The 17,547-nt window shown below is 64.5% G+C and carries 17 protein-coding genes; 15 read left to right on the top strand and 2 right to left on the bottom strand.

The window, feature by feature from the left end:
* The first annotated feature begins 50 nt into the window (after window positions 1-50).
* The 4 genes from KYC_RS18365 (at window position 51) to KYC_RS18350 (ending at window position 4,710) form a co-directional block, all read left to right on the top strand.
* Window positions 51-668, top strand: a complete 618-nt coding sequence (locus tag KYC_RS18365) for a type 4 pilus major pilin (protein ID WP_043518853.1) — start codon at window positions 51-53, stop codon at window positions 666-668.
* Window positions 665-1,735, top strand: coding sequence for a hypothetical protein (locus tag KYC_RS18360; RefSeq protein WP_008165091.1), 1,071 nt, complete (start codon window positions 665-667; stop codon window positions 1,733-1,735). Before KYC_RS18365 ends, KYC_RS18360 begins: the two co-directional genes overlap by 4 nt.
* A gap of 81 nt (window positions 1,736-1,816) precedes the next feature.
* Entirely contained in the window at window positions 1,817-4,441 is a 2,625-nt protein-coding gene (gene alaS, locus KYC_RS18355) for an alanine--tRNA ligase (protein ID WP_008165090.1), read from the top strand.
* Window positions 4,441-4,710: a sulfurtransferase TusA family protein gene (locus KYC_RS18350; protein WP_008165087.1), complete on the top strand. Its 270-nt coding sequence runs from the start codon at window positions 4,441-4,443 to the stop codon at window positions 4,708-4,710. The genes alaS and KYC_RS18350 overlap by 1 nt, the downstream gene beginning before the upstream one ends.
* A 66-nt stretch (window positions 4,711-4,776) precedes the next feature.
* Here the strand turns inward: KYC_RS18350 and KYC_RS18345 are convergent, their stop codons facing one another.
* On the bottom strand, window positions 4,777-5,358 hold the full coding sequence (locus KYC_RS18345) for a hypothetical protein (RefSeq protein ID WP_008165085.1): 582 nt from the start codon (window positions 5,356-5,358) through the stop codon (window positions 4,777-4,779).
* Between the two features lie 441 nt (window positions 5,359-5,799).
* On the opposite strand from KYC_RS18345, the gene rpsP reads away from it, so the two are divergent.
* The 8 genes from rpsP to KYC_RS18305 all read left to right on the top strand — a co-directional run bounded on the left by rpsP (window position 5,800) and on the right by KYC_RS18305 (window position 12,040).
* Entirely contained in the window at window positions 5,800-6,060 is a 261-nt protein-coding gene (rpsP, locus tag KYC_RS18340; protein ID WP_008165084.1) for a 30S ribosomal protein S16, read from the top strand.
* 61 nt (window positions 6,061-6,121) lie between these two features.
* Window positions 6,122-6,739, top strand: coding sequence for a ribosome maturation factor RimM (gene rimM, locus KYC_RS18335; RefSeq protein WP_043518852.1), 618 nt, complete (start codon window positions 6,122-6,124; stop codon window positions 6,737-6,739).
* Window positions 6,739-7,572 (top strand): tRNA (guanosine(37)-N1)-methyltransferase TrmD, encoded by an 834-nt coding sequence (gene trmD, locus KYC_RS18330; protein ID WP_008165080.1) that lies wholly within the window; start codon window positions 6,739-6,741, stop codon window positions 7,570-7,572. The genes rimM and trmD overlap by 1 nt, the downstream gene beginning before the upstream one ends.
* A 145-nt stretch (window positions 7,573-7,717) precedes the next feature.
* On the top strand, window positions 7,718-8,404 hold the full coding sequence (locus KYC_RS18325) for a helix-turn-helix domain-containing protein (protein ID WP_008165078.1): 687 nt from the start codon (window positions 7,718-7,720) through the stop codon (window positions 8,402-8,404).
* Window positions 8,405-8,488: 84 nt separating this feature from the next.
* The gene (locus KYC_RS18320) at window positions 8,489-9,244 is read left to right on the top strand and encodes an ABC transporter substrate-binding protein (RefSeq protein ID WP_043518850.1); all 756 of its coding nucleotides are present in this window, start codon (window positions 8,489-8,491) and stop codon (window positions 9,242-9,244) included.
* A gap of 115 nt (window positions 9,245-9,359) precedes the next feature.
* The gene (locus KYC_RS18315) at window positions 9,360-10,013 is read left to right on the top strand and encodes an amino acid ABC transporter permease (RefSeq protein WP_008165074.1); all 654 of its coding nucleotides are present in this window, start codon (window positions 9,360-9,362) and stop codon (window positions 10,011-10,013) included.
* A complete protein-coding gene (locus KYC_RS18310) occupies window positions 10,010-10,741 on the top strand; it encodes an amino acid ABC transporter ATP-binding protein (protein ID WP_008165072.1) in 732 nt (243 codons plus the stop codon). The genes KYC_RS18315 and KYC_RS18310 overlap by 4 nt, the downstream gene beginning before the upstream one ends.
* Before the next feature lie 9 nt (window positions 10,742-10,750).
* Window positions 10,751-12,040, top strand: a complete 1,290-nt coding sequence (locus tag KYC_RS18305; protein WP_008165070.1) for an NAD(P)/FAD-dependent oxidoreductase — start codon at window positions 10,751-10,753, stop codon at window positions 12,038-12,040.
* A gap of 72 nt (window positions 12,041-12,112) precedes the next feature.
* Here KYC_RS18305 and KYC_RS18300 read toward each other — a convergent pair whose 3' ends face one another.
* Window positions 12,113-15,007: a valine--tRNA ligase gene (locus KYC_RS18300; protein WP_008165068.1), complete on the bottom strand. Its 2,895-nt coding sequence runs from the start codon at window positions 15,005-15,007 to the stop codon at window positions 12,113-12,115.
* Window positions 15,008-15,418: 411 nt separating this feature from the next.
* Here KYC_RS18300 and ndk point away from each other — a divergent pair, with 411 nt between their 5' ends.
* Genes ndk through KYC_RS18285 form a run of 3 tightly spaced genes read left to right on the top strand, consistent with a single transcriptional unit; the run spans window position 15,419 to window position 17,533 of the window.
* The gene (gene ndk, locus KYC_RS18295) at window positions 15,419-15,844 is read left to right on the top strand and encodes a nucleoside-diphosphate kinase (protein WP_006393972.1); all 426 of its coding nucleotides are present in this window, start codon (window positions 15,419-15,421) and stop codon (window positions 15,842-15,844) included.
* Window positions 15,845-15,887: 43 nt separating this feature from the next.
* Entirely contained in the window at window positions 15,888-17,042 is a 1,155-nt protein-coding gene (gene rlmN, locus KYC_RS18290; RefSeq protein WP_008165061.1) for a dual-specificity RNA methyltransferase RlmN, read from the top strand.
* Window positions 17,039-17,533 (top strand): helix-turn-helix domain-containing protein, encoded by a 495-nt coding sequence (locus KYC_RS18285; protein ID WP_008165059.1) that lies wholly within the window; start codon window positions 17,039-17,041, stop codon window positions 17,531-17,533. The genes rlmN and KYC_RS18285 overlap by 4 nt, the downstream gene beginning before the upstream one ends.
* Window positions 17,534-17,547: the final 14 nt, after the last annotated feature.

Below are 17,547 nucleotides of genomic sequence, written 5' to 3'. Positions count from 1 at the left end.
TGGCGACAACGGCGCAGCGAGGCTGCGCGCTTCATTCAAAGAGGGTAATCATGAAGAAACCAGGGACATTCCGATCCGGCGCCGCGCGCCAGCAGGGGTTTTCGTTGATGGAGGTCTCCATCGTCACGGCCATCGTCCTGTTGATCGCGATCGTGGGCATTCCGGCCATCGGCGGGTACGTGATTGAAAACAAGGTGCCCAAGGTGGGCGAAGAACTGCAGCGCTTTATCGCCAGCATGAAGATCAACGCCCAGGGCGGCGGCGTGACTCCCTACACGGGACTGGATACGGGCGCACTGGCCAACGCGCTGCGCGATTCGACCGTGCTCGCCGTTGCGGGATCCGGGGCGGGGGCAAGCGTCGCCCACGGCCTGGGCGGCAGCGGGACGGGCGGCAGCGGCGTGGTCGAGGTCGAACCCGCCGCCGTCGATGGCGCGGGCATGGGCTCGGCGTTCACGCTCACCCTGACCAGCGTCAGCCACGCGGCCTGTCCGGCGCTGGCTTCCGTTCTGCAGCGGATGTCGGAAATCATCTCCATCACGGGAAGCGGCGGGGCCAAGGTGGTCAAGGACTCCATCGCCCGGCCCGCCACGCCCTATCGGGCGGCGCAGGCTCAGGCTCAGTGCAGCCAGGGCGACGTGAACACTTTCGTCTTTACCGCAAGATGAGCGCGCCCACTTGCGCCTGGATCGGCAGGCGGCGCGCGGCCGTGCGCCCGCAGCGTCAGTCGGGATTCTCGCTGGTGGCCATGGCGCTCGCCCTGGCCGTTACCACCGCGGTCGCCATCTGGGCGTCGAACGAAGTGGTGCACGCCATCGAATCGGCCGCAGCCCGGTCCACCGGCGTGTGGATGACACAGGTCCGGTTGGCGGTGGATGGGATGCTAGCGCGGCATTTCGACGCTTTGGCAAGGGGCGAGCAGCCCGTGGACAGCAAAGGCTTGCCCCTGTTCGCGGACGCGTTCCGTCCCACGCTGGCCGAACTGCGCAGCCAGGGGCTCCTGCCAGCGGACTTTCCCGACCAGTCGGCCCTGGGCTTCGGCGCCGGTATCAGCCTTGTGCGGGCCGTGGCCTGCCCGGGTGAGCCGTGCCGGATGGACGGCATCGTTTACGCCGACAGACCCTTGTTTAAAAAGGGGACGCAATTTCCCGACCAGGTCGCCATGGCATCCGTCATCGAGGCCGCCGGCGGCTATGGCGGGGCCGTATGGCCGGACGCCCCGGACCGGCTGCGCGGGGCTGCCTACAGCTTTCCCAATCCGCTGGCGGCGGGGGCGCCCACCCATGCGCCGGGCACGCTCGCGCTGTGGGCCGGTTCAGGCGACGGGCAGCCGGACATGAACGGCTACGTCAAGATGCGCGATACCCGCGATCCCGACCTGCAAGCCGGGCTCTCGGTGGCGGGCAACATTGAGGCTGGCGGATATGTGACCATGGGCGCACGCGAGACGCCTGGTCATTACTGCGGGGTCCAGCCGGGGGCGCTGGCCAAGTCGGTCAACGGGGAACTGCTTTCCTGCGAGTCCGGTGTCTGGAGGCAGGCAAACGGGGGCTTCGGCGGCGCCTACAGCATGAACTACCCGCTGGGCTGCTTCCATTACACGGGTGTTTCCACCGCCAACCCGCGCACGGGCCAGTGTTCCTGCCCGGAAGGGTATGCCGGCGTCATCGTATCCGCAGGGGGGAAATGGACCGAAACAGAAGGCTGGACGACCGGTTACGTCTGCGTGCGGTAACCCCTCCCGCCAGCCCCGATCCCGCGTATCCCCGCCAACCCTCTATAATTGGCGATTCGCCTAAATTCTGCTTCATCCACGATGAAATCCTCCGAGATTCGCCAGCAGTTTCTGCAATTCTTCAAGTCCAAGGGACACACCATTGTTCCTTCGTCGTCGCTCGTCCCGGGCAACGACCCGACCTTGCTCTTCACCAATTCGGGCATGGTCCAGTTCAAGGACGTCTTCACGGGCAAGGAAACGCGGTCGTACACGCGTGCCACCTCGTCGCAGCGCAGCGTGCGCGCCGGGGGCAAGCACAATGACCTGGAGAACGTGGGCTACACGGCCCGTCACCACACGTTCTTCGAAATGCTGGGCAATTTCAGCTTCGGCGACTACTTCAAGCGCGACGCCATCCAGTACGCCTGGGAACTGCTGACGCAGGTCTACAAGCTGCCCGCGGAGAAGCTCTGGGTCACCGTCTACCAGGAAGACGACGAGGCCTATGACATCTGGGCCAAGGAAGTTGGCGTGCCGACCGAGCGCATCATCCGCATCGGCGACAACAAGGGCGCGCGCTATGCGTCCGACAACTTCTGGCAGATGGCCGACACCGGCCCCTGCGGTCCTTGCTCGGAGATCTTCTTCGACCACGGCCCCGATGTCTGGGGCGGCCCCCCGGGATCGCCCGAAGAAGACGGCGACCGCTACATCGAAATCTGGAACCTGGTGTTCATGCAGTTCGAACGCGATGCCGCCGGCAACATGCCGCGTCTGCCGCGTCCCTGTGTCGATACCGGCATGGGCCTGGAACGCATCGCCGCCGTGCTGCAGGGCGTGCATTCCAACTACGAAATAGATCTCTTCCAACACCTGATCGCCGCCGCTGCTCGCGAAACGGGCATCAAAGACCTTGAAAACAACTCGCTCAAGGTTATCGCGGACCACATCCGCGCCTGCTCGTTCCTCATCGTCGACGGCGTGATCCCCAGCAACGAAGGCCGCGGCTACGTGCTGCGCCGCATCGTGCGCCGCGCGCTGCGCCATGGCTACAAGCTGGGCCAGACCAAGCCGTTCTTCCATCGCCTGGTGCCTGATCTCGTCGCAGAAATGGGCGACGCCTACCCGGAACTGGCCGCCACCGCCGACCGCGTGGCCCAGGTTCTCAAGCAGGAAGAAGAGCGTTTCGGCGAAACCCTGGAACACGGCATGCGCATTCTGGACGGCGCCCTGGCCAATGTGCCCAAGGGCGGCGTGCTGGACGGCACCACCCTGTTCACGCTGTACGACACCTACGGCTTCCCGGTAGACCTGACCGCCGACATCTGCCGCGAACGCGAAGTCGACGTCGACATGGCCGGTTTCGAGGTCGCCATGGAACGCCAGCGCGATCAGGCTCGCGCCGCCGGCAAATTCAAGATGGCCGAGGGCCTGAGCTACGAAGGCGCCGAGACGCGCTTCGAAGGCTACGAAAAGCTGGAATTGGATGGCGTCAAGGTCACGGCCCTGTACGTGGACGGCACCCAGGTTCAGGACGTCAAGGCCGGTCAAAGCGCCGTGGTCGTGCTCGACGCCACGCCGTTCTATGCGGAATCTGGCGGCCAGGTGGGCGATACCGGCCTGCTTGAGGCCGACGGCGTGCGCTTTGCGGTCGCCGACACCCTGAAGATCCAGGCTGGCGTGTTCGGCCACCACGGCGTGCTGGAATCCGGCTCGCTGTCGGTTGGCGACACTTTGTTGGCCCGCGTAGATGCTGTGCGCCGCGCCCGCACGGTACGCAACCACTCGGCCACCCACCTCATGCACAAGGCCCTGCGCCAGGTGCTCGGCGCGCACGTGCAACAGCGCGGCTCGCTGGTGGATCCCGACAAGACCCGCTTCGACTTCGCCCAGGACGCCCCGCTGACGGCCGAGCAGATCGCACGAGTCGAAGCCATCGTCAACGCTGAAATCCTCGCCAACCAGCCCGCCGTCGCGCAGGTCATGGCCTACGACGACGCAGTGAAGGGCGGCGCCATGGCCCTGTTCGGCGAAAAGTACGGCGATACGGTGCGTGTGCTTGATATCGGCTTCTCGCGCGAGCTCTGCGGCGGCACGCACGTCAGCCGCACCGGCGATATCGGCCTTTTCAAGATCGTTTCCGAAGGCGGCGTGGCCGCCGGCGTGCGCCGCGTCGAAGCCATCACTGGCGACAACGCGCTGGCCTGGGTGCAAAACCAGAATGCCCTGCTGACCCAGGTCGCCGGCATGCTGCGCAGTACGCCCGCCGACCTGCCTGCCCGTATCGCGCAGGTCCAGGATCAGGTCAAGGCGCTCGAGAAAGAGCTTGATCAATCCCGCAACAAGCTGGCCGCCAGCGCTGGCAACGACCTGGCTTCCAGCGCCGCGGTCGACGTCAAGGGCGTCAAGGTCCTGGCCGCCAGCATCGGCGACGTCGATCCCAAGGCTTTGCGCGGCATGGTCGACAACCTGAAGGACCGCCTGAAGCCGGCCGTCGTGCTGCTTGCCACCGGCTCCGCCGATGGCAAGATCAGCGTGGTGGGTGGCGTCACTGCTGACCTGACCGACCGCATCAAGGCCGGCGACCTGGTGGGCTTTGTCGCCAGCCAGGTGGGGGGCAAGGGCGGCGGCCGTCCCGACATGGCCATGGGCGGCGGCACCGACATCGCGGCGCTGCCCGCGGCCATTGCCGGCGTGCAGAAATGGGTGGGCGAGCGTCTCTGATGAGCGCTGCCGATACCAGCCTGGCGGCCGGCGCCGACGCGCCGGCCTTCCAGCAGGAGGTCGACGCCAGCGGCCTGACCTGCCCCTTGCCGATCCTGCGCGCCAAAAAGGCCTTGGCGCAAATGGAAAGCGGGCAGGTGGTGCGCGTCATCACGACGGATCGCAATGCCATCCGCGACTTCCAGGCCTTTGCGCGCCAGACCGGCAATGTGTTGGTCGCGCAACAAGAGGCCGAAGGTTGCTGCGTTCATTTCCTGCGTCGGCGCTAGCCCGTCCGGCGCTCGCAAGAAGGCCCGCTTTCGCGGGCCTTAATTTTTTGTGGGGTTCAGGCAACCCTATCTGTGGATCGCTGCCGCGACGGCCTGGGTGATCGTGAAATCCACCAGATCGCCTTCCTTCAGTTGCTTCAGCTTTTCCCGCAGGGCGGGGTCCTGGACCTGGATGGTGCGCCTGCCGCCTTGCGGCCCCTTCAGGATCACCAGATTCGCGCTGCGGTTGATGTGCCAGATTTCGGCCGTGATCGTGGTCTGGCGGCCAATGGCTCCTCCGGGTTTGGCGCCCTTGTCGGCGCGCGTGGCGGCGGTCTCGGTTACGACTTCCGGCGCTCCGGATCCGGCCGGGCGCACGTCCACCGCGACCGACTCGTAATAATCGAGTGTCAGCGTGTCGCCAGGCTTGATCTGCTGGAAGTTGCGCACGTCTGGTCCTGCGACCACATCAACGGTGTTGCCATTGGCGCCTCGCAGCGTGATGGTGCGGGTGGCCGGATCCACGGCCGTGACCTGGCCAGACGCAGTTGTCAGCGCCGCGCCGACGACGCGGGCGGAAGCGCCCATTGGCAACGCCATGGTTCCCGCCAGCAATCCGGCCAAAGCCAGGCGCGCGACGGGGGCGAAGACTGATTTTTGGTTCTTCATGGTGGAGCACCCTCCAGTAAAAGGAAGTTCTTGGGGAAACGCGGGGAAAAGCAGGGACAAGCTCGCGGAGTCCGATGTATGCGGACTGAGGGCGATGGACGGGAAAGCGGGACGAGATCGGCGCCGCAGTGGAGCGGCGGAGGGGGCGGAGCGTAGCGCATTGCGTAGGTCGACATGAATCCGATCTCTCCAATCGGGTTATTCTTCAGACGCACCAACTGCTCAAACGCATAAAAGAGGGCGGGCGGCAGGCACAAAGGCCGCTGGGCGGCTACACTTTGGACTGCGGCGGGCCAAGGCCCAAGTTTCTAGAATACCCGGATGTGGTGTTTTACGATACAAATCGCGCCGCATCACTGATTTTCAGCACATGCATTTGCCAGTCGGCTGCTTTAAGTGCTAGAATTTCCCGTTTTTCACAACTAATTCAAGGGATTACCTATGGTGGTGATTCGCCTGGCCCGCGGTGGGTCCAAGAAGCGTCCGTTTTACAACCTGGTGGCCACCGATTCGCGTAACCGTCGCGACGGCCGCTTTATCGAGCGCGTGGGTTTCTACAACCCCGTCGCTAGCGAAGGCACGGAAAACCTGCGCATTGCGCTGGACCGCGTGCAGTACTGGACTGGCACCGGCGCCCAACTGTCGCCCGCTGTCGAGCGTCTGGTCAAGGAATACTCGGCTAAGGTTTCCGCCGCCGCCTGATTGCCTGCGTCGCCTTGCGCGACACAGCGCACGATAAAAAGCACGAAAAAGAGCACGATACATGCCTGATGCCGCAACCTCTAACGCGGCGCCTACGGATTTGGTCGAGCTTGGCCGCATTATTGCAGCCTACGGTGTGAAAGGCTGGGTTAAAGTGCAGCCGCATTCGGCCAATGCCGAAGTGCTGCTCTCAGCATCTCAATGGTGGTTGACTCGCCCTGTGCCTGAAATGGCGCGGGGCGCTGTCGCGTCTGCGCCTGTTGCATACAAGGTCCAGCAAGTCCGTTCGCAGGGAGCCACGGTAGTGGCCCAGTTGCAGGGCATTGCGGATCGCGACCAGGCCGAGGCGCTGCGCGGGTTTTCCGTGCAGGCGCCGCGCGGGTCTTTTCCCGCGCCCGAGGAAGACGAATACTACTGGGTCGATCTGATCGGTTGTGCGCTGTACACCAGCGCCAATGGCGAACCCGCGCTGATAGGCGTGGTGGGCGAGGTCCTCGATAACGGCGCCCATGCCGTCTTGAAGGTCTTGCTCCAAAAGGCGGGGGCCGAAGGTCCCGAGTCCATTCTTGACGCCAAAGGCCGACCCGCCGAAATGCTCGTTCCGTTCGTACGCGCACACATCCACGCCGTGGATCTGGCCGCTCGTCGCATCGACAGCGACTGGCCGGTGGAATTCTGATGCGAATCGACGTCGTTACGCTTTTTCCCGAGATGTTCGGGGTGGTGCGTGACCTGGGTGTCACCGGCCGGGCCCATGCCCAGGGCCGGTGGTCCCTGCATGCCTGGAATCCGCGCGACTTCACGCATGACGTCCATCGCACGGTCGATGACCGCCCCTATGGCGGCGGTCCTGGAATGGTGATGATGGCCGCTCCCCTGGAGGCCGCCGTCAATGCCGCACAGCAGTCGCGCGCCGCGCAGGGCCTGGGCCCCGCTCCCGTGGCGCTGCTGGCGCCCGTGGGCCGGCGCTACGATCAGGCCGGCGCGGAAGCGTTGGCCGCCAGCGACGGCCTCATCCTCATTTGCGGTCGCTACGAAGGCGTGGACCAGCGTTTCATCGAGCGCTGCGTCACGCAGGAAATCTCGTTGGGCGATTTTGTCTTGTCCGGTGGGGAAATTGCCGCCCTGGCGGTCATCGACGCCGCCGTGCGTCTTCTGCCAGGCGTGCTCAACGATGGCAATTCCGCCTTGCAGGATTCGTTCAACGATACGCTGTCCGGCCTTCTGGATAGTCCGCACTACACGCGGCCCGAAGTTTACGAAGGCGCTCCCGTGCCGGCTCCCCTGCTGAGCGGGCATCACGCGAACATCGCGAGCTGGCGCCGTGAGCGTTCCCTGACGCTGACCGCCGCGCGGCGGCCCGAGCTCATCGAATCCGCCCGCGCCAAGGGGTGGCTGACCAAGCACGACGAGCGTTACCTGGCGCAGTTGGCCGGCATCGAGCCGCCAGCGGACGCCTCTGCCGCCAAACGCAGGAAGCCCCGCAAGCCGGCTGGCGGCGACGCCTCCTGACGCGTGGCCCACACCCCCAAGCCGTCTGGCGCATCCTGACCCTCCCGCAATTCGTCCGTTCCCGCAAACGCTAGGGATGTTCCTAGATTGTGGGCATTTTTGCTGCTCCTTAGTATTGAAAATTACATGCAAATGAAATTTTCATATGAGCCGCTCCGCTCCTGATCGCCATGCCCATGCGCCGCCTTCGTCTGCTGTCCAGGCGGGGCGACCTGAATCCGCCGTCGACCTGTGGCTGGGCCAGCAACTGCGCCAGTTGCGCAAGCAGCAGGGGCGATCGCTGGCGGACGTGGCCCGGGCCTGCGGCATGTCGGTGGGCCTGCTCAGCCAGATCGAGCGAGGTCTCAGCTCTGCTTCCGTGAAGGTTCTGCACGCGCTGGCCCGGGAGTTCCGCGTGTCGGTCAATTCCCTGCTGCGCAACGCCGAACATACCGGCGGCGAGGAGGACGGGCGGGTGGCTCGTGCCGGCACGCACCGGTATATCGACCTGAAGGAAAAAGGCATCAGCAAAGAGATGTACACGCCTGCGGCGTGCCGCAGCATGGACCTGTGTCGCGCCTCGATTGAGCCGGGCGGCTCGACGGGCAACGAACTTTTTGTCACGGGGCAGGGCGAGCAGATCGGCCTGGTGCTCAAGGGCGTGCTGGAGCTTTGGGTGGGCGACCGCGTCATCCGCCTCCAGGAGGGGGACAGCTTCTGCTATGCCAGCAGCACGCCGCGCCGCTGGCGCAATCCGGGGTCTCAGACGACCGAAGTCATCTGGGCCATATCCAATATCAATCCAGCCTCGGGAGACGACACGCCACAAGCGCCGCAAGCGCGCAGCACCTGAAACGGCGCAACGACGCAGGGGATCGTTCCGCCACCGGGCGCGCAAGCAGCGGCCCGGCTTTCTTTGCCACGATGAGGATATGTCATGAAATTCAAGACTCTTGTTGTCTCTGTATTCGCAGCATTGTCCATGGCCGCGGGCGCTCAAGCTCAGACGGTGCTGAAGGTGGGATCCACGCCCACAGGCAGTCCGTTCACGTTTCTCGATACCAAGACCAATAGCATCGAGGGCGTGATGGTCGATATCGTGAAGGCGGTCGGCAAAGAAGCCGGCTTCGCGGTGCAGATCGAACCCATGGCGTTCTCTGCGCTGATCGGCTCGTTGACCTCCAAGCGCATTGATATCGTTTCCGCAGCGATGTTCATCACCCCGCAGCGTCAGCAGGTCGTGAGCTTTTCGTCGCCGGTCTACCGCTATGGCGAAGGCCTCATGGTGCTCAAGACCGACAACAAGGAATACAAGTCCTTTGCCGACATGAAGGGCATGACGGTCGGCGTGCAGGTCGGCACCGCGTTCGTCGAGCCCATCCAGAAGAGCGGCGTCTTCAAGGAAGTGAAGCTCTACGACAATCCGCCCGACATGATGCGCGACGCCAATGCCGGCCGCATCCAGGGCGGTTTCATGGACTATCCCATCGCAGCCTACATCCTGACGCAGGGGAACTATCCCAACCTCAAGATGGCGCAGTCCTACCAGCCGACCATCATGGGCAGCCTGGGACTTGCCACTCGCAAGGAAGACACGGAACTGCTCGACCGCATCAACAAGGCGCTGACCAAGCTGCAGGCCGATGGCGCCATCGACGCCATCCTGAAGAAGTGGGGCCTGGGCGGCGCGTGACGCCGGCGCATCCGCGCATCAACCAAGCAATCGCATGCATCCAGCCGGCGCGCGCGCCGGCTGGGCGGAACGCATCCGGCGTTCCGGAAGGCAGTCTTGTCGGGGTGGTGGAGTCATGACGGAATTTCTGAAAGATGCGGCAGAGTTCATGCCGATCCTGCTCGAGGGGGCCAAGCTCACGATCCTGGTCACCCTGGGTTCGCTGGCGCTGTCGACGGTGCTGGGGCTGGTCTGGGCGCTGATGCGCGTGTCGGGCAACAAGTACCTGTCCGGCTTCAGCGGGGGTGTGATCAATCTGCTGCGCGGCATACCGATCATCGTGCTGCTGTTCTACATCTATTTTGTGATGCCCGACATGGGGGTATCGCTGAGCGCGGTGCAGGCCGCGATCATCGGCCTGGGCGTGGCGTATTCCGCTTACCAGGCGGAGAACTTTCGTGCGGGCATACAGGCTATCGACCGCGGCCAGATCGAGGCGGCCATGGCCATGGGCATGAGCTGGAGCCTGACCATGCGGCGCGTGGTCCTGCCGCAGGCCGTGAAGATCGTGCTGCCGCCCTACGGCAACATCATGATCATGATGCTCAAGGACTCTTCGCAGGCGTCCACGATTACGGTGGCCGAACTGGCGCTGCAGGGCAAGCTGATCGCCGTGTCCACATTCAAGAACGCCACCGTGTTTTCGCTGGTGGCGCTTATGTATCTGGTGATGTGTGTGCCGCTGATCCTGCTGGTCCGGCATCTGGAAAAAAGGAGCGCAACCAAATGATCCAACTCCAGGGAGTCCGCAAAAGCTTCGGGTCGCTGGAGGTGCTCAAGGGCATCGACGCCGAAGTCGCCCAGGGCGAAGTGGTGTGCGTAGTCGGCCCGTCGGGTTCGGGCAAGTCCACCATCCTGCGCTGCATCAACGGGTTGGAGCGCTACAACGCCGGACGCATCACTGTCGACGGCGAGCTCGTGGATTGCGACTCGCCTTCCATCGTCTCGATCCGCACGCAGGTTGCGATGGTGTTCCAGCGCTTCAACCTGTTTCCCCATCGCACCGCGCTGGAGAACGTGATTGAAGGGCCGATCTTCGTGAAAAAGGAGCCGCGCACCCAGGCGCTGGAACGGGGGCGCGAGCTCCTGGCCAGCGTGGGCCTGGCCGATAAGGAGGATGCGCATCCGAACCAGTTATCCGGCGGCCAGCAGCAGCGCGTGGCCATCGCGCGCGCGCTGGCGATGCAGCCTAAGGCGATCCTGTTCGACGAGCCGACCTCGGCGTTGGATCCGGAGCTGGTTGGCGATGTGCTCGGCGTCATGCGCAAGCTGGCCGAGGCCGGCATGACGATGGTGGTCGTTACCCACGAAATGAGCTTCGCCCGCGAAGTCGCGGACCGCGTGATGTTCTTCGATGGCGGCGTCATGGTCGAGCAGGGCGCCGCGCGTGAAGTGCTGAACCATCCGCAGCATCCGCGCACGCAGGATTTCCTGCGCCGCGTGCTGCATCCCATGTAAGGAATCCTCATGCAGCAAGCGCCGTTTCCTCTTTCCCCTTCATTGTGGGCAGCGACCGCGGCGGCGCCGCCGCCCACCGACCCGCTGCAGGCGTCCGCGCAGGCGGACGTGCTGGTGATCGGCGGCGGCTACGCCGGCCTGAGCACGGCCCTGCATCTGGCGGAGCGCGGCGTCAAGGTCGTGCTGCTGGAGGCGCGCGAGATCGGATTCGGCGGCTCCGGCCGTAACGGCGGCCAGGTCATTCCGGGCCTGAAGTATGACCCGGACGCCATGCTTGCCATGTTCGGACCCGAGCGCGGCGAGCGGCTGCTGCGATTCGCCGGCGCTACCGCGGACGCCGTCTTCGATCTCATCGAGCGCCATGCCATGGATGTGCCGCACGTGCGCAATGGGTGGATACAGGGAGCACACAACCCGGCGGCCCTGCGCACGGCGCACGATCGCGCGGCGCAATGGGCGCGCCATGGCGTGGACGCCCAGCCCCTGGACCGCGCCCAGGTGGCCCGCCTGATCGGTTCGGACAAGTATCTGGGGGGATGGGTGGACAAGCGGGCGGGCGCGATCCAGCCCCTGAGCTACGCGCGCGGCTTGGCCCGCGCCGCGCTGAATGCCGGCGCCGTCCTGCACACCGAAACGCCGGTCACGGGTTTGAAGCGCGTAGACGGAAAATGGACCGCCTCGACCGCGCGCGGTCCATCGGTCGTGGCCGATCGCGTGGTCATGTGCACCAATGCATACGGCGGAGGTCTCTGGCCCGGGCTGAAGCCATCCATCATTGACGCCAACACCTTCCAGGTGGCGACGGCGCCGCTGTCGGAGCGGTTGCGTGCCGGAATTTTCCCCGAAGGGCATGTCACGTCGGATACGCGCAACCTGCTGCTGTACTTCCGCCTCGATCATCAGGGCCGCCTGTTGATGGGCGGCCGCGGTCCGTTCCGCGAGCCCAGGGGCGACGCGGATTGGGCGCACCTGGAGCGCGTGATGGTGAAGATGTTCCCGCAGGTGGCCGGCACGCCCTTTGAGTACCGCTGGTGCGGCCGGGTGGCCATCACGCGGGACTACATGCCGCATCTGCATGAGCCGCAGCCGGGGCTGCTCGTGGATATCGGCTGCCAGGGACGCGGCGTGGGCCTGCAGACCAGCATGGGTCGCGCGATGGCGGAATATGTGGCGACCGGCGACGCCAATGCGTTGCCGGTGCCCTTGTCGCCGATCGTTCCGTTCCCGCTTTACGGGTTGCGCCGGCTGTACGTCAATGCGGTGGTGACCTGGTACCGGATGACCGACGGCGGCGTCTGAGTTTCCGCCAGTGGAAAAGAAAAGCCCCGGAACGAAGCCCGGGGCTCTTCATGCTGCGGTTCGGGGCGGGAGTCAGTCGCCGAGCTTGGCGCGTTGTTCCTGCACCTTCTGGAGGGTCTCGCTGAACTGCGCCATGCGCGCCTTCTCCTGCTCGACGACGGCGGCGGGCGCGCGTTCCACGAAGCTGGCGTTGGACAGCTTGCCCTTGGCCTTGGCGATCTCGCCGGCCAGGCGCGCGATTTCCTTGTCCAGGCGCACGCGTTCGGCGGCCACGTCGATCTCAACGTGCAGCATCAGGCGGCTGGAGCCCACCACCTGGACCGGCGCGCCGGCGTCGGGCAGGGCGTCCAGAACTTCGACTTGGCTCAGCTTGGCCAGCGCGGCGAGGTATGGCGCATTGCGGGTCAGCATGGGCGCGTCGCCCTGGGCGCACAGCGGCACCTTCTGGGCGGGTGACAGGCTCATCTCGCCGCGCAGGGCGCGCACGGCCTCGACCTGAGCCTTGAGTTCCGCCACATCGGCCTCGGCGGCGGCATCCACGGCCGCCGGGTTGGCCTTGGGGTAGGGCTGTACGCTGACGCTGTCCGCGACGCCTTCCTTGCGCTTGCCGGCCACGACGGAAACTTTCTGCCAGAGTTCTTCCGTGATGAACGGAATGATCGGGTGCGCCAGGCGCAGCACGCATTCCAGGACGCGGATCAGCGTACGGCGCGTGCCCAACTGCTGGGCGGGCGTGCCGGTCTGGATCTGCACCTTGGCCAGCTCCAGATACCAATCGCAGTACTCGTCCCACACGTAGCGATACAGCGCATTGGCGACATTGTCGAAGCGGTAGTCGGCAAAGCCGCGCGCGACGTCGTCTTCCAGCGTCTGCATCTGGCTGACGATCCAGCGGTCCACGAAGGAGAGCTCGCCGGCGTCCGGCACGGTCAGGTCATGGCCTTCCGTGTTCATCAGCACGAAGCGCGTGGCGTTCCACAGCTTGTTGCAGAAATTGCGGTAGCCTTCGCAGCGCTTCAGGTCGAAATTGATGTTGCGGCCCAGCGTGGCGTAGGCGGCCATCGTGAAGCGCAGGGCATCCGTGCCGAATGCCGGAATGCCGTCCGGATACTGGCGGCGCGTGGCCTTTTCAATGGCGCCGGCCTGCTTGGGGTTCATCAGGCCGTAGGTGCGCTTGACGACCAGCCCGTCCAGGTCGATGCCGTCGATCAGGTCGACCGGATCCAGGGTGTTGCCCTTGGACTTGCTCATCTTCTGGCCGTCGGCGTCGCGGATGAGGCCGTGCACGTAAACGTGCTTGAACGGAATCTGGCCGGTCAGGTGCGTGGTCAGCATGACCATGCGGGCGACCCAGAAGAAGATGATGTCAAAGCCCGTGACCAGCACGCTCGACGGCAGATAGCGCTGCAGGTCCGGCGTGTTTTCGGGCCAGCCCAGCGTCGTGAAGGGCACCAGGCCCGACGAGAACCAGGTGTCCAGAACGTCCGGGTCGCGCGTGAGCGGCCCGGTGACGCCGGCGGCGCGCGCCTGTTCGATCGCGCCGGCTTCGTCGTGGGCCACGAACACCTGGCCGTCTTCCGAATACCAGGCCGGGATCTGGTGGCCCCACCAGAGTTGGCGCGAGATGCACCAATCCTGGATGTTGTTGAGCCACTGGTTGTAGATGGTGGTCCAGTTGTCGGGGTAGAACTGGATGCGGCCGTCAGCCACCACTTCCAGTGCGACCTCGGTGATGCTCTTGCCGGGATTCAGCGTGCCTTCCGGCGCGGGCTTGCTCATGGCCACGAACCACTGGTCGGTCAGCATGGGCTCCAGCACGACGCCGGTGCGGTCGCCCTTGGGCTGCATCATCTTGTGCGGCTCGACCTTGACGAGGTAGCCCTCTGCCTCCAATTGCGCGACGACGGCCTTGCGGGCCTCGTAGCGTTCCATGCCCTGGAATTGCTTGGGGCCGTTCTCGTTGATGTGCGCGTCCAGCGTGAAGATCACGATCAGCGGCAGATCGTGGCGCATGGCGCAGGCGTAGTCGTTGAAATCGTGGGCGCCGGTGATCTTCACGCAGCCCGTGCCGAACGCCGGGTCGACGAAATCGTCGGCGATGATCGGAATATTGCGGTCGCAAAGCGGCAGCTCGACTTCCTTGCCCACCAGGTGTTTGTAACGGGGGTCGTCAGGGTGCACGCACAGCGCGCCGTCCGCCAGCATGGTTTCCGGGCGGGTGGTGGCGATGGTCAGGCCGCGCAGCGTGACGGTCTGCCCGTCCTTGTCGACGATGGTCTGGGGGCCGTCGACGAAGGGGTAGAGGATGTGCCACATGTGGCCATCGGTCTCTTCGGACAGGACTTCCAGGTCGGACACGGCGGTCAGAAGCTTGGGATCCCAGTTGACCAGGCGCTTGCCGCGGTAGATCAGTCCCTGTTTATGCAGGCGAACGAAGGTTTCCACCACGCCGCGCGACATGCGGTCGTCCATGGTGAAGTATTCGCGCGGCCAGTCGGCCGAGGCGCCCAGGCGGCGGACCTGTCCGGTGATGGCGCTGCCGGACTTTTCCTTCCATTCCCAGACTTTCTCGATGAACTTTTCGCGGCCCAGGTCGTGACGCGAAACCTTTTGGGCGTCGAGTTGTCTTTCAACGACGATCTGCGTGGCGATGCCGGCGTGGTCGGTGCCGGGAATGAATACCGTGTCGTCGCCCGACATGCGGTGGTAGCGCACCAGGCCGTCCATGATGGTCTGGTTGAACGCGTGGCCCATGTGCAGGGTGCCCGTCACGTTTGGAGGCGGGAACTGGATGACGTATGGCTGGCTTTCCGTCCCCGTTTTTACATGCTGGCCGGCCGTGAAATACCCGCGCTTGTCCCACTCGGCATACCAGCGGGATTCCAGTTCGGAGGGTTCGAAGCTCTTGGAGAGTTCCGGGGTTTCGCCAGCGAGGGGAGCGGCGTTCGGGGGAGCAGCTTGAGTCATTACAGGTTTCCGGCAGACAGGGGCGCCCGGCTTGGAGGCGGGCAGCAAACCGCTCATTTTAAGATGTAATGCGGTCTTCTCAGCGTGTTAGAATACCGGGTTACTGTAAACCTTTTAGAAGTCCCTGAATTCATTGAGGATTCCTCCTGAAATGCGCGCAGAATAGTTGCTATTCGCTCGTGTTCGGAATCCCGCAGGCAATCCAGGACGCGTCCGACAGGTCGGCAGTGTCGAATCCCTGTCTTGGTCGGTGGAACAGGACGGCCCGATACACCCATTCGTGTCGGACCGCCTGCGCGCCAACAGCGCGATGACGCTTCCAGGGCGACACCCCCAGGGTGGCGCCGATAAGCGCAGAGCCATGCCAGGCAATTACTAGAAACCCGTCAGAAATCGTTTTTCGGAGTCCTTATGTCCATTCAACGCACCCTCTCGATCATCAAGCCCGACGCCGTCGCCAAGAACGTCATCGGCCAGATCGTCGGCCGTTTCGAGCAAGCCGGCCTGAAGGTCATCGCCGCCCGCCTGGCCCAACTGTCGCGCGCCGACGCCGAGCGCTTCTACGCCGTCCACAAGGAACGCCCCTTCTTCAAGGATCTGGTCGATTTCATGATCTCGGGTCCGGTGTTCGTGCAAGTGCTGGAAGGTGAAGACGCCATCCTGAAGAACCGCGACCTGATGGGCGCCACGGACCCCAAGAAGGCCGCCCCGGGCACCATCCGCGCCGACTTCGCCGACAGCATCGACGCCAACGCCGTCCACGGCTCTGACGCTCCGGAAACGGCTGCTGTCGAAGTGGCTTTCTTCTTCCCCGAAATCAACATCCACAGCCGTTAATTTTCGGCTTTGCTGTTGAACGCGCTTTAAGTTTTACCTGGTTATGGAATCCGTCGAACGAATCAATCTGCTGGGGCTGGACGGCTCCGCCCTGTCCGATCTGGTCGGGCAGTGGGGCGGCAAGCCGTTTCGCGCCCGCCAGCTGCAGCGCTGGATGCATCAGCGCGGCGCCGATTCGTTCGACGCCATGACCGACCTGGCCCGCGAGTTCCGCAGCCAGCTTGCGACGCACTGCCGCATCGAGGCATTGCCCGTCAATATCGAGCAGCGCTCGACCGACGGCACCCGCAAGTGGCTGTTCGACGTGGGGCAGGGCAATGCCATCGAAACCGTCTTCATTCCCGAAGACGACCGCGGCACGCTGTGCATCTCCAGCCAGGCCGGCTGCGTGGTGAACTGCCGCTTCTGCTCGACCGGGCACCAGGGCTTCAACCGCAACCTGAAGACCAGCGAAATCATCGGCCAGCTGTGGTGGGCCAAGCGCGTGCTCGAGGCCGATATCGGCACCGCCCGCCTTGAAAGCGCCCGCGCCACCGAAGATACGCGCGTCATCAGCAATGTGGTCATGATGGGCATGGGCGAACCCCTGCTCAACTACGACCAGGTCTTGCCGGCCCTGCGCCTGATGCTGGACGACAACGCCTACGGCCTGTCGCGCCGCCGCGTCACGGTGTCCACCTCCGGCGTGGTTCCCATGATGGACCGCCTGTCGCAGGACTGTCCCGTGGCGCTGGCCGTTTCACTGCACGCGCCCAACGACGCGCTGCGCGACGAATTGGTGCCCTTGAACAAGAAGTACCCGCTGAAGGAGTTGCTGGCCGCTTGTGAACGCTATCTGGCGTTCGCTCCGCGCGACTTCATCACGTTTGAATACTGCATGCTGGACGGCATCAACGATACCGACCAGCACGCCAAAGAACTGATCCAAATTGCACGCCAGTTGCGCTGCAAGCTCAACCTGATTCCGTTCAACCCGTTCCCCGAGTCCGGCCTGAAGCGCTCGAACTCGGCGCGCGTGAAAGTGTTTGCCCAGCGTCTGATGGACGCCGGCATCATCACAACGGTCCGCAAGACCCGGGGCGACGATATTGATGCGGCTTGTGGCCAATTGGCCGGAGAGGTGCGGGATCGTACTCGGATTACCGAGCGCAATGCCGCACAGCGCCAGACCATACCAATTAAACAGGTGCACGCATGACGCAGGATTTTGCTTCTGCAGTTTCTGACACGTCCGTTGGCGCTGCGGGCAGCGTGGGCTCGGCATTGCGCGTGCTGCGCCAGTCCAAGGGCTGGTCGCTCGACGAAGTGTCCAGCCGCATCAAGTTTTCCACCAAGCAGATCGAAGCCCTTGAAAATGAACAGTGGGACAACCTGCCCACTGGCGTTTCCCTGCGGGGACTGGTCCGGAACTATGCGCGCCTGCTGGGCGCGGACGCCGAGGCCATTGTCGAGTCGCTCGATCCCAAGGCGCGCGTCACCGGCCCGGTGAAGCTCAGCCCCGGTGCGCTGCATTCCGCGCATTCCATCCCGCAATCCAGCGCGGACGACGACCGTTCGTCTTCCACGTCCTGGGGATGGCTCATCGCCATCGTGCTGGTGCTGGCCGCCGGCGTGGCGTATGCCTTCTGGCAAGGCTGGTTGCCGCAGCAATGGCTGCCGTCCGACTGGCTGCCCAAGCCAACCAAGTAACCCGGTTCCAACCG

It is taken from the genome of Achromobacter arsenitoxydans SY8 (genome assembly GCF_000236785.1).
In the GTDB taxonomy this organism is placed as follows: Bacteria; Pseudomonadota; Gammaproteobacteria; order Burkholderiales; family Burkholderiaceae_B; genus Achromobacter; species Achromobacter arsenitoxydans.
This window is presented reverse-complemented; position numbering and strand designations above follow the sequence as displayed.

Excerpts from the sequence above, each read along its gene's own strand:
- KYC_RS18365 (WP_043518853.1), top strand. The coding sequence starts at position 51 with ATGAAGAAACCAGGGACATTCCGATCCGGCGCCGCGCGCCAGCAGGGG.
- KYC_RS18360 (WP_008165091.1), top strand. The coding sequence starts at position 665 with ATGAGCGCGCCCACTTGCGCCTGGATCGGCAGGCGGCGCGCGGCCGTG.
- alaS (WP_008165090.1), top strand. The coding sequence starts at position 1,817 with ATGAAATCCTCCGAGATTCGCCAGCAGTTTCTGCAATTCTTCAAGTCC.
- KYC_RS18350 (WP_008165087.1), top strand. The coding sequence starts at position 4,441 with ATGAGCGCTGCCGATACCAGCCTGGCGGCCGGCGCCGACGCGCCGGCC.
- KYC_RS18345 (WP_008165085.1), bottom strand. The coding sequence starts at position 5,358 with ATGAAGAACCAAAAATCAGTCTTCGCCCCCGTCGCGCGCCTGGCTTTG.
- rpsP (WP_008165084.1), top strand. The coding sequence starts at position 5,800 with ATGGTGGTGATTCGCCTGGCCCGCGGTGGGTCCAAGAAGCGTCCGTTT.
- rimM (WP_043518852.1), top strand. The coding sequence starts at position 6,122 with ATGCCTGATGCCGCAACCTCTAACGCGGCGCCTACGGATTTGGTCGAG.
- trmD (WP_008165080.1), top strand. The coding sequence starts at position 6,739 with ATGCGAATCGACGTCGTTACGCTTTTTCCCGAGATGTTCGGGGTGGTG.
- KYC_RS18325 (WP_008165078.1), top strand. The coding sequence starts at position 7,718 with ATGAGCCGCTCCGCTCCTGATCGCCATGCCCATGCGCCGCCTTCGTCT.
- KYC_RS18320 (WP_043518850.1), top strand. The coding sequence starts at position 8,489 with ATGAAATTCAAGACTCTTGTTGTCTCTGTATTCGCAGCATTGTCCATG.
- KYC_RS18315 (WP_008165074.1), top strand. The coding sequence starts at position 9,360 with ATGACGGAATTTCTGAAAGATGCGGCAGAGTTCATGCCGATCCTGCTC.
- KYC_RS18310 (WP_008165072.1), top strand. The coding sequence starts at position 10,010 with ATGATCCAACTCCAGGGAGTCCGCAAAAGCTTCGGGTCGCTGGAGGTG.
- KYC_RS18305 (WP_008165070.1), top strand. The coding sequence starts at position 10,751 with ATGCAGCAAGCGCCGTTTCCTCTTTCCCCTTCATTGTGGGCAGCGACC.
- KYC_RS18300 (WP_008165068.1), bottom strand. The coding sequence starts at position 15,007 with ATGACTCAAGCTGCTCCCCCGAACGCCGCTCCCCTCGCTGGCGAAACC.
- ndk (WP_006393972.1), top strand. The coding sequence starts at position 15,419 with ATGTCCATTCAACGCACCCTCTCGATCATCAAGCCCGACGCCGTCGCC.
- rlmN (WP_008165061.1), top strand. The coding sequence starts at position 15,888 with ATGGAATCCGTCGAACGAATCAATCTGCTGGGGCTGGACGGCTCCGCC.
- KYC_RS18285 (WP_008165059.1), top strand. The coding sequence starts at position 17,039 with ATGACGCAGGATTTTGCTTCTGCAGTTTCTGACACGTCCGTTGGCGCT.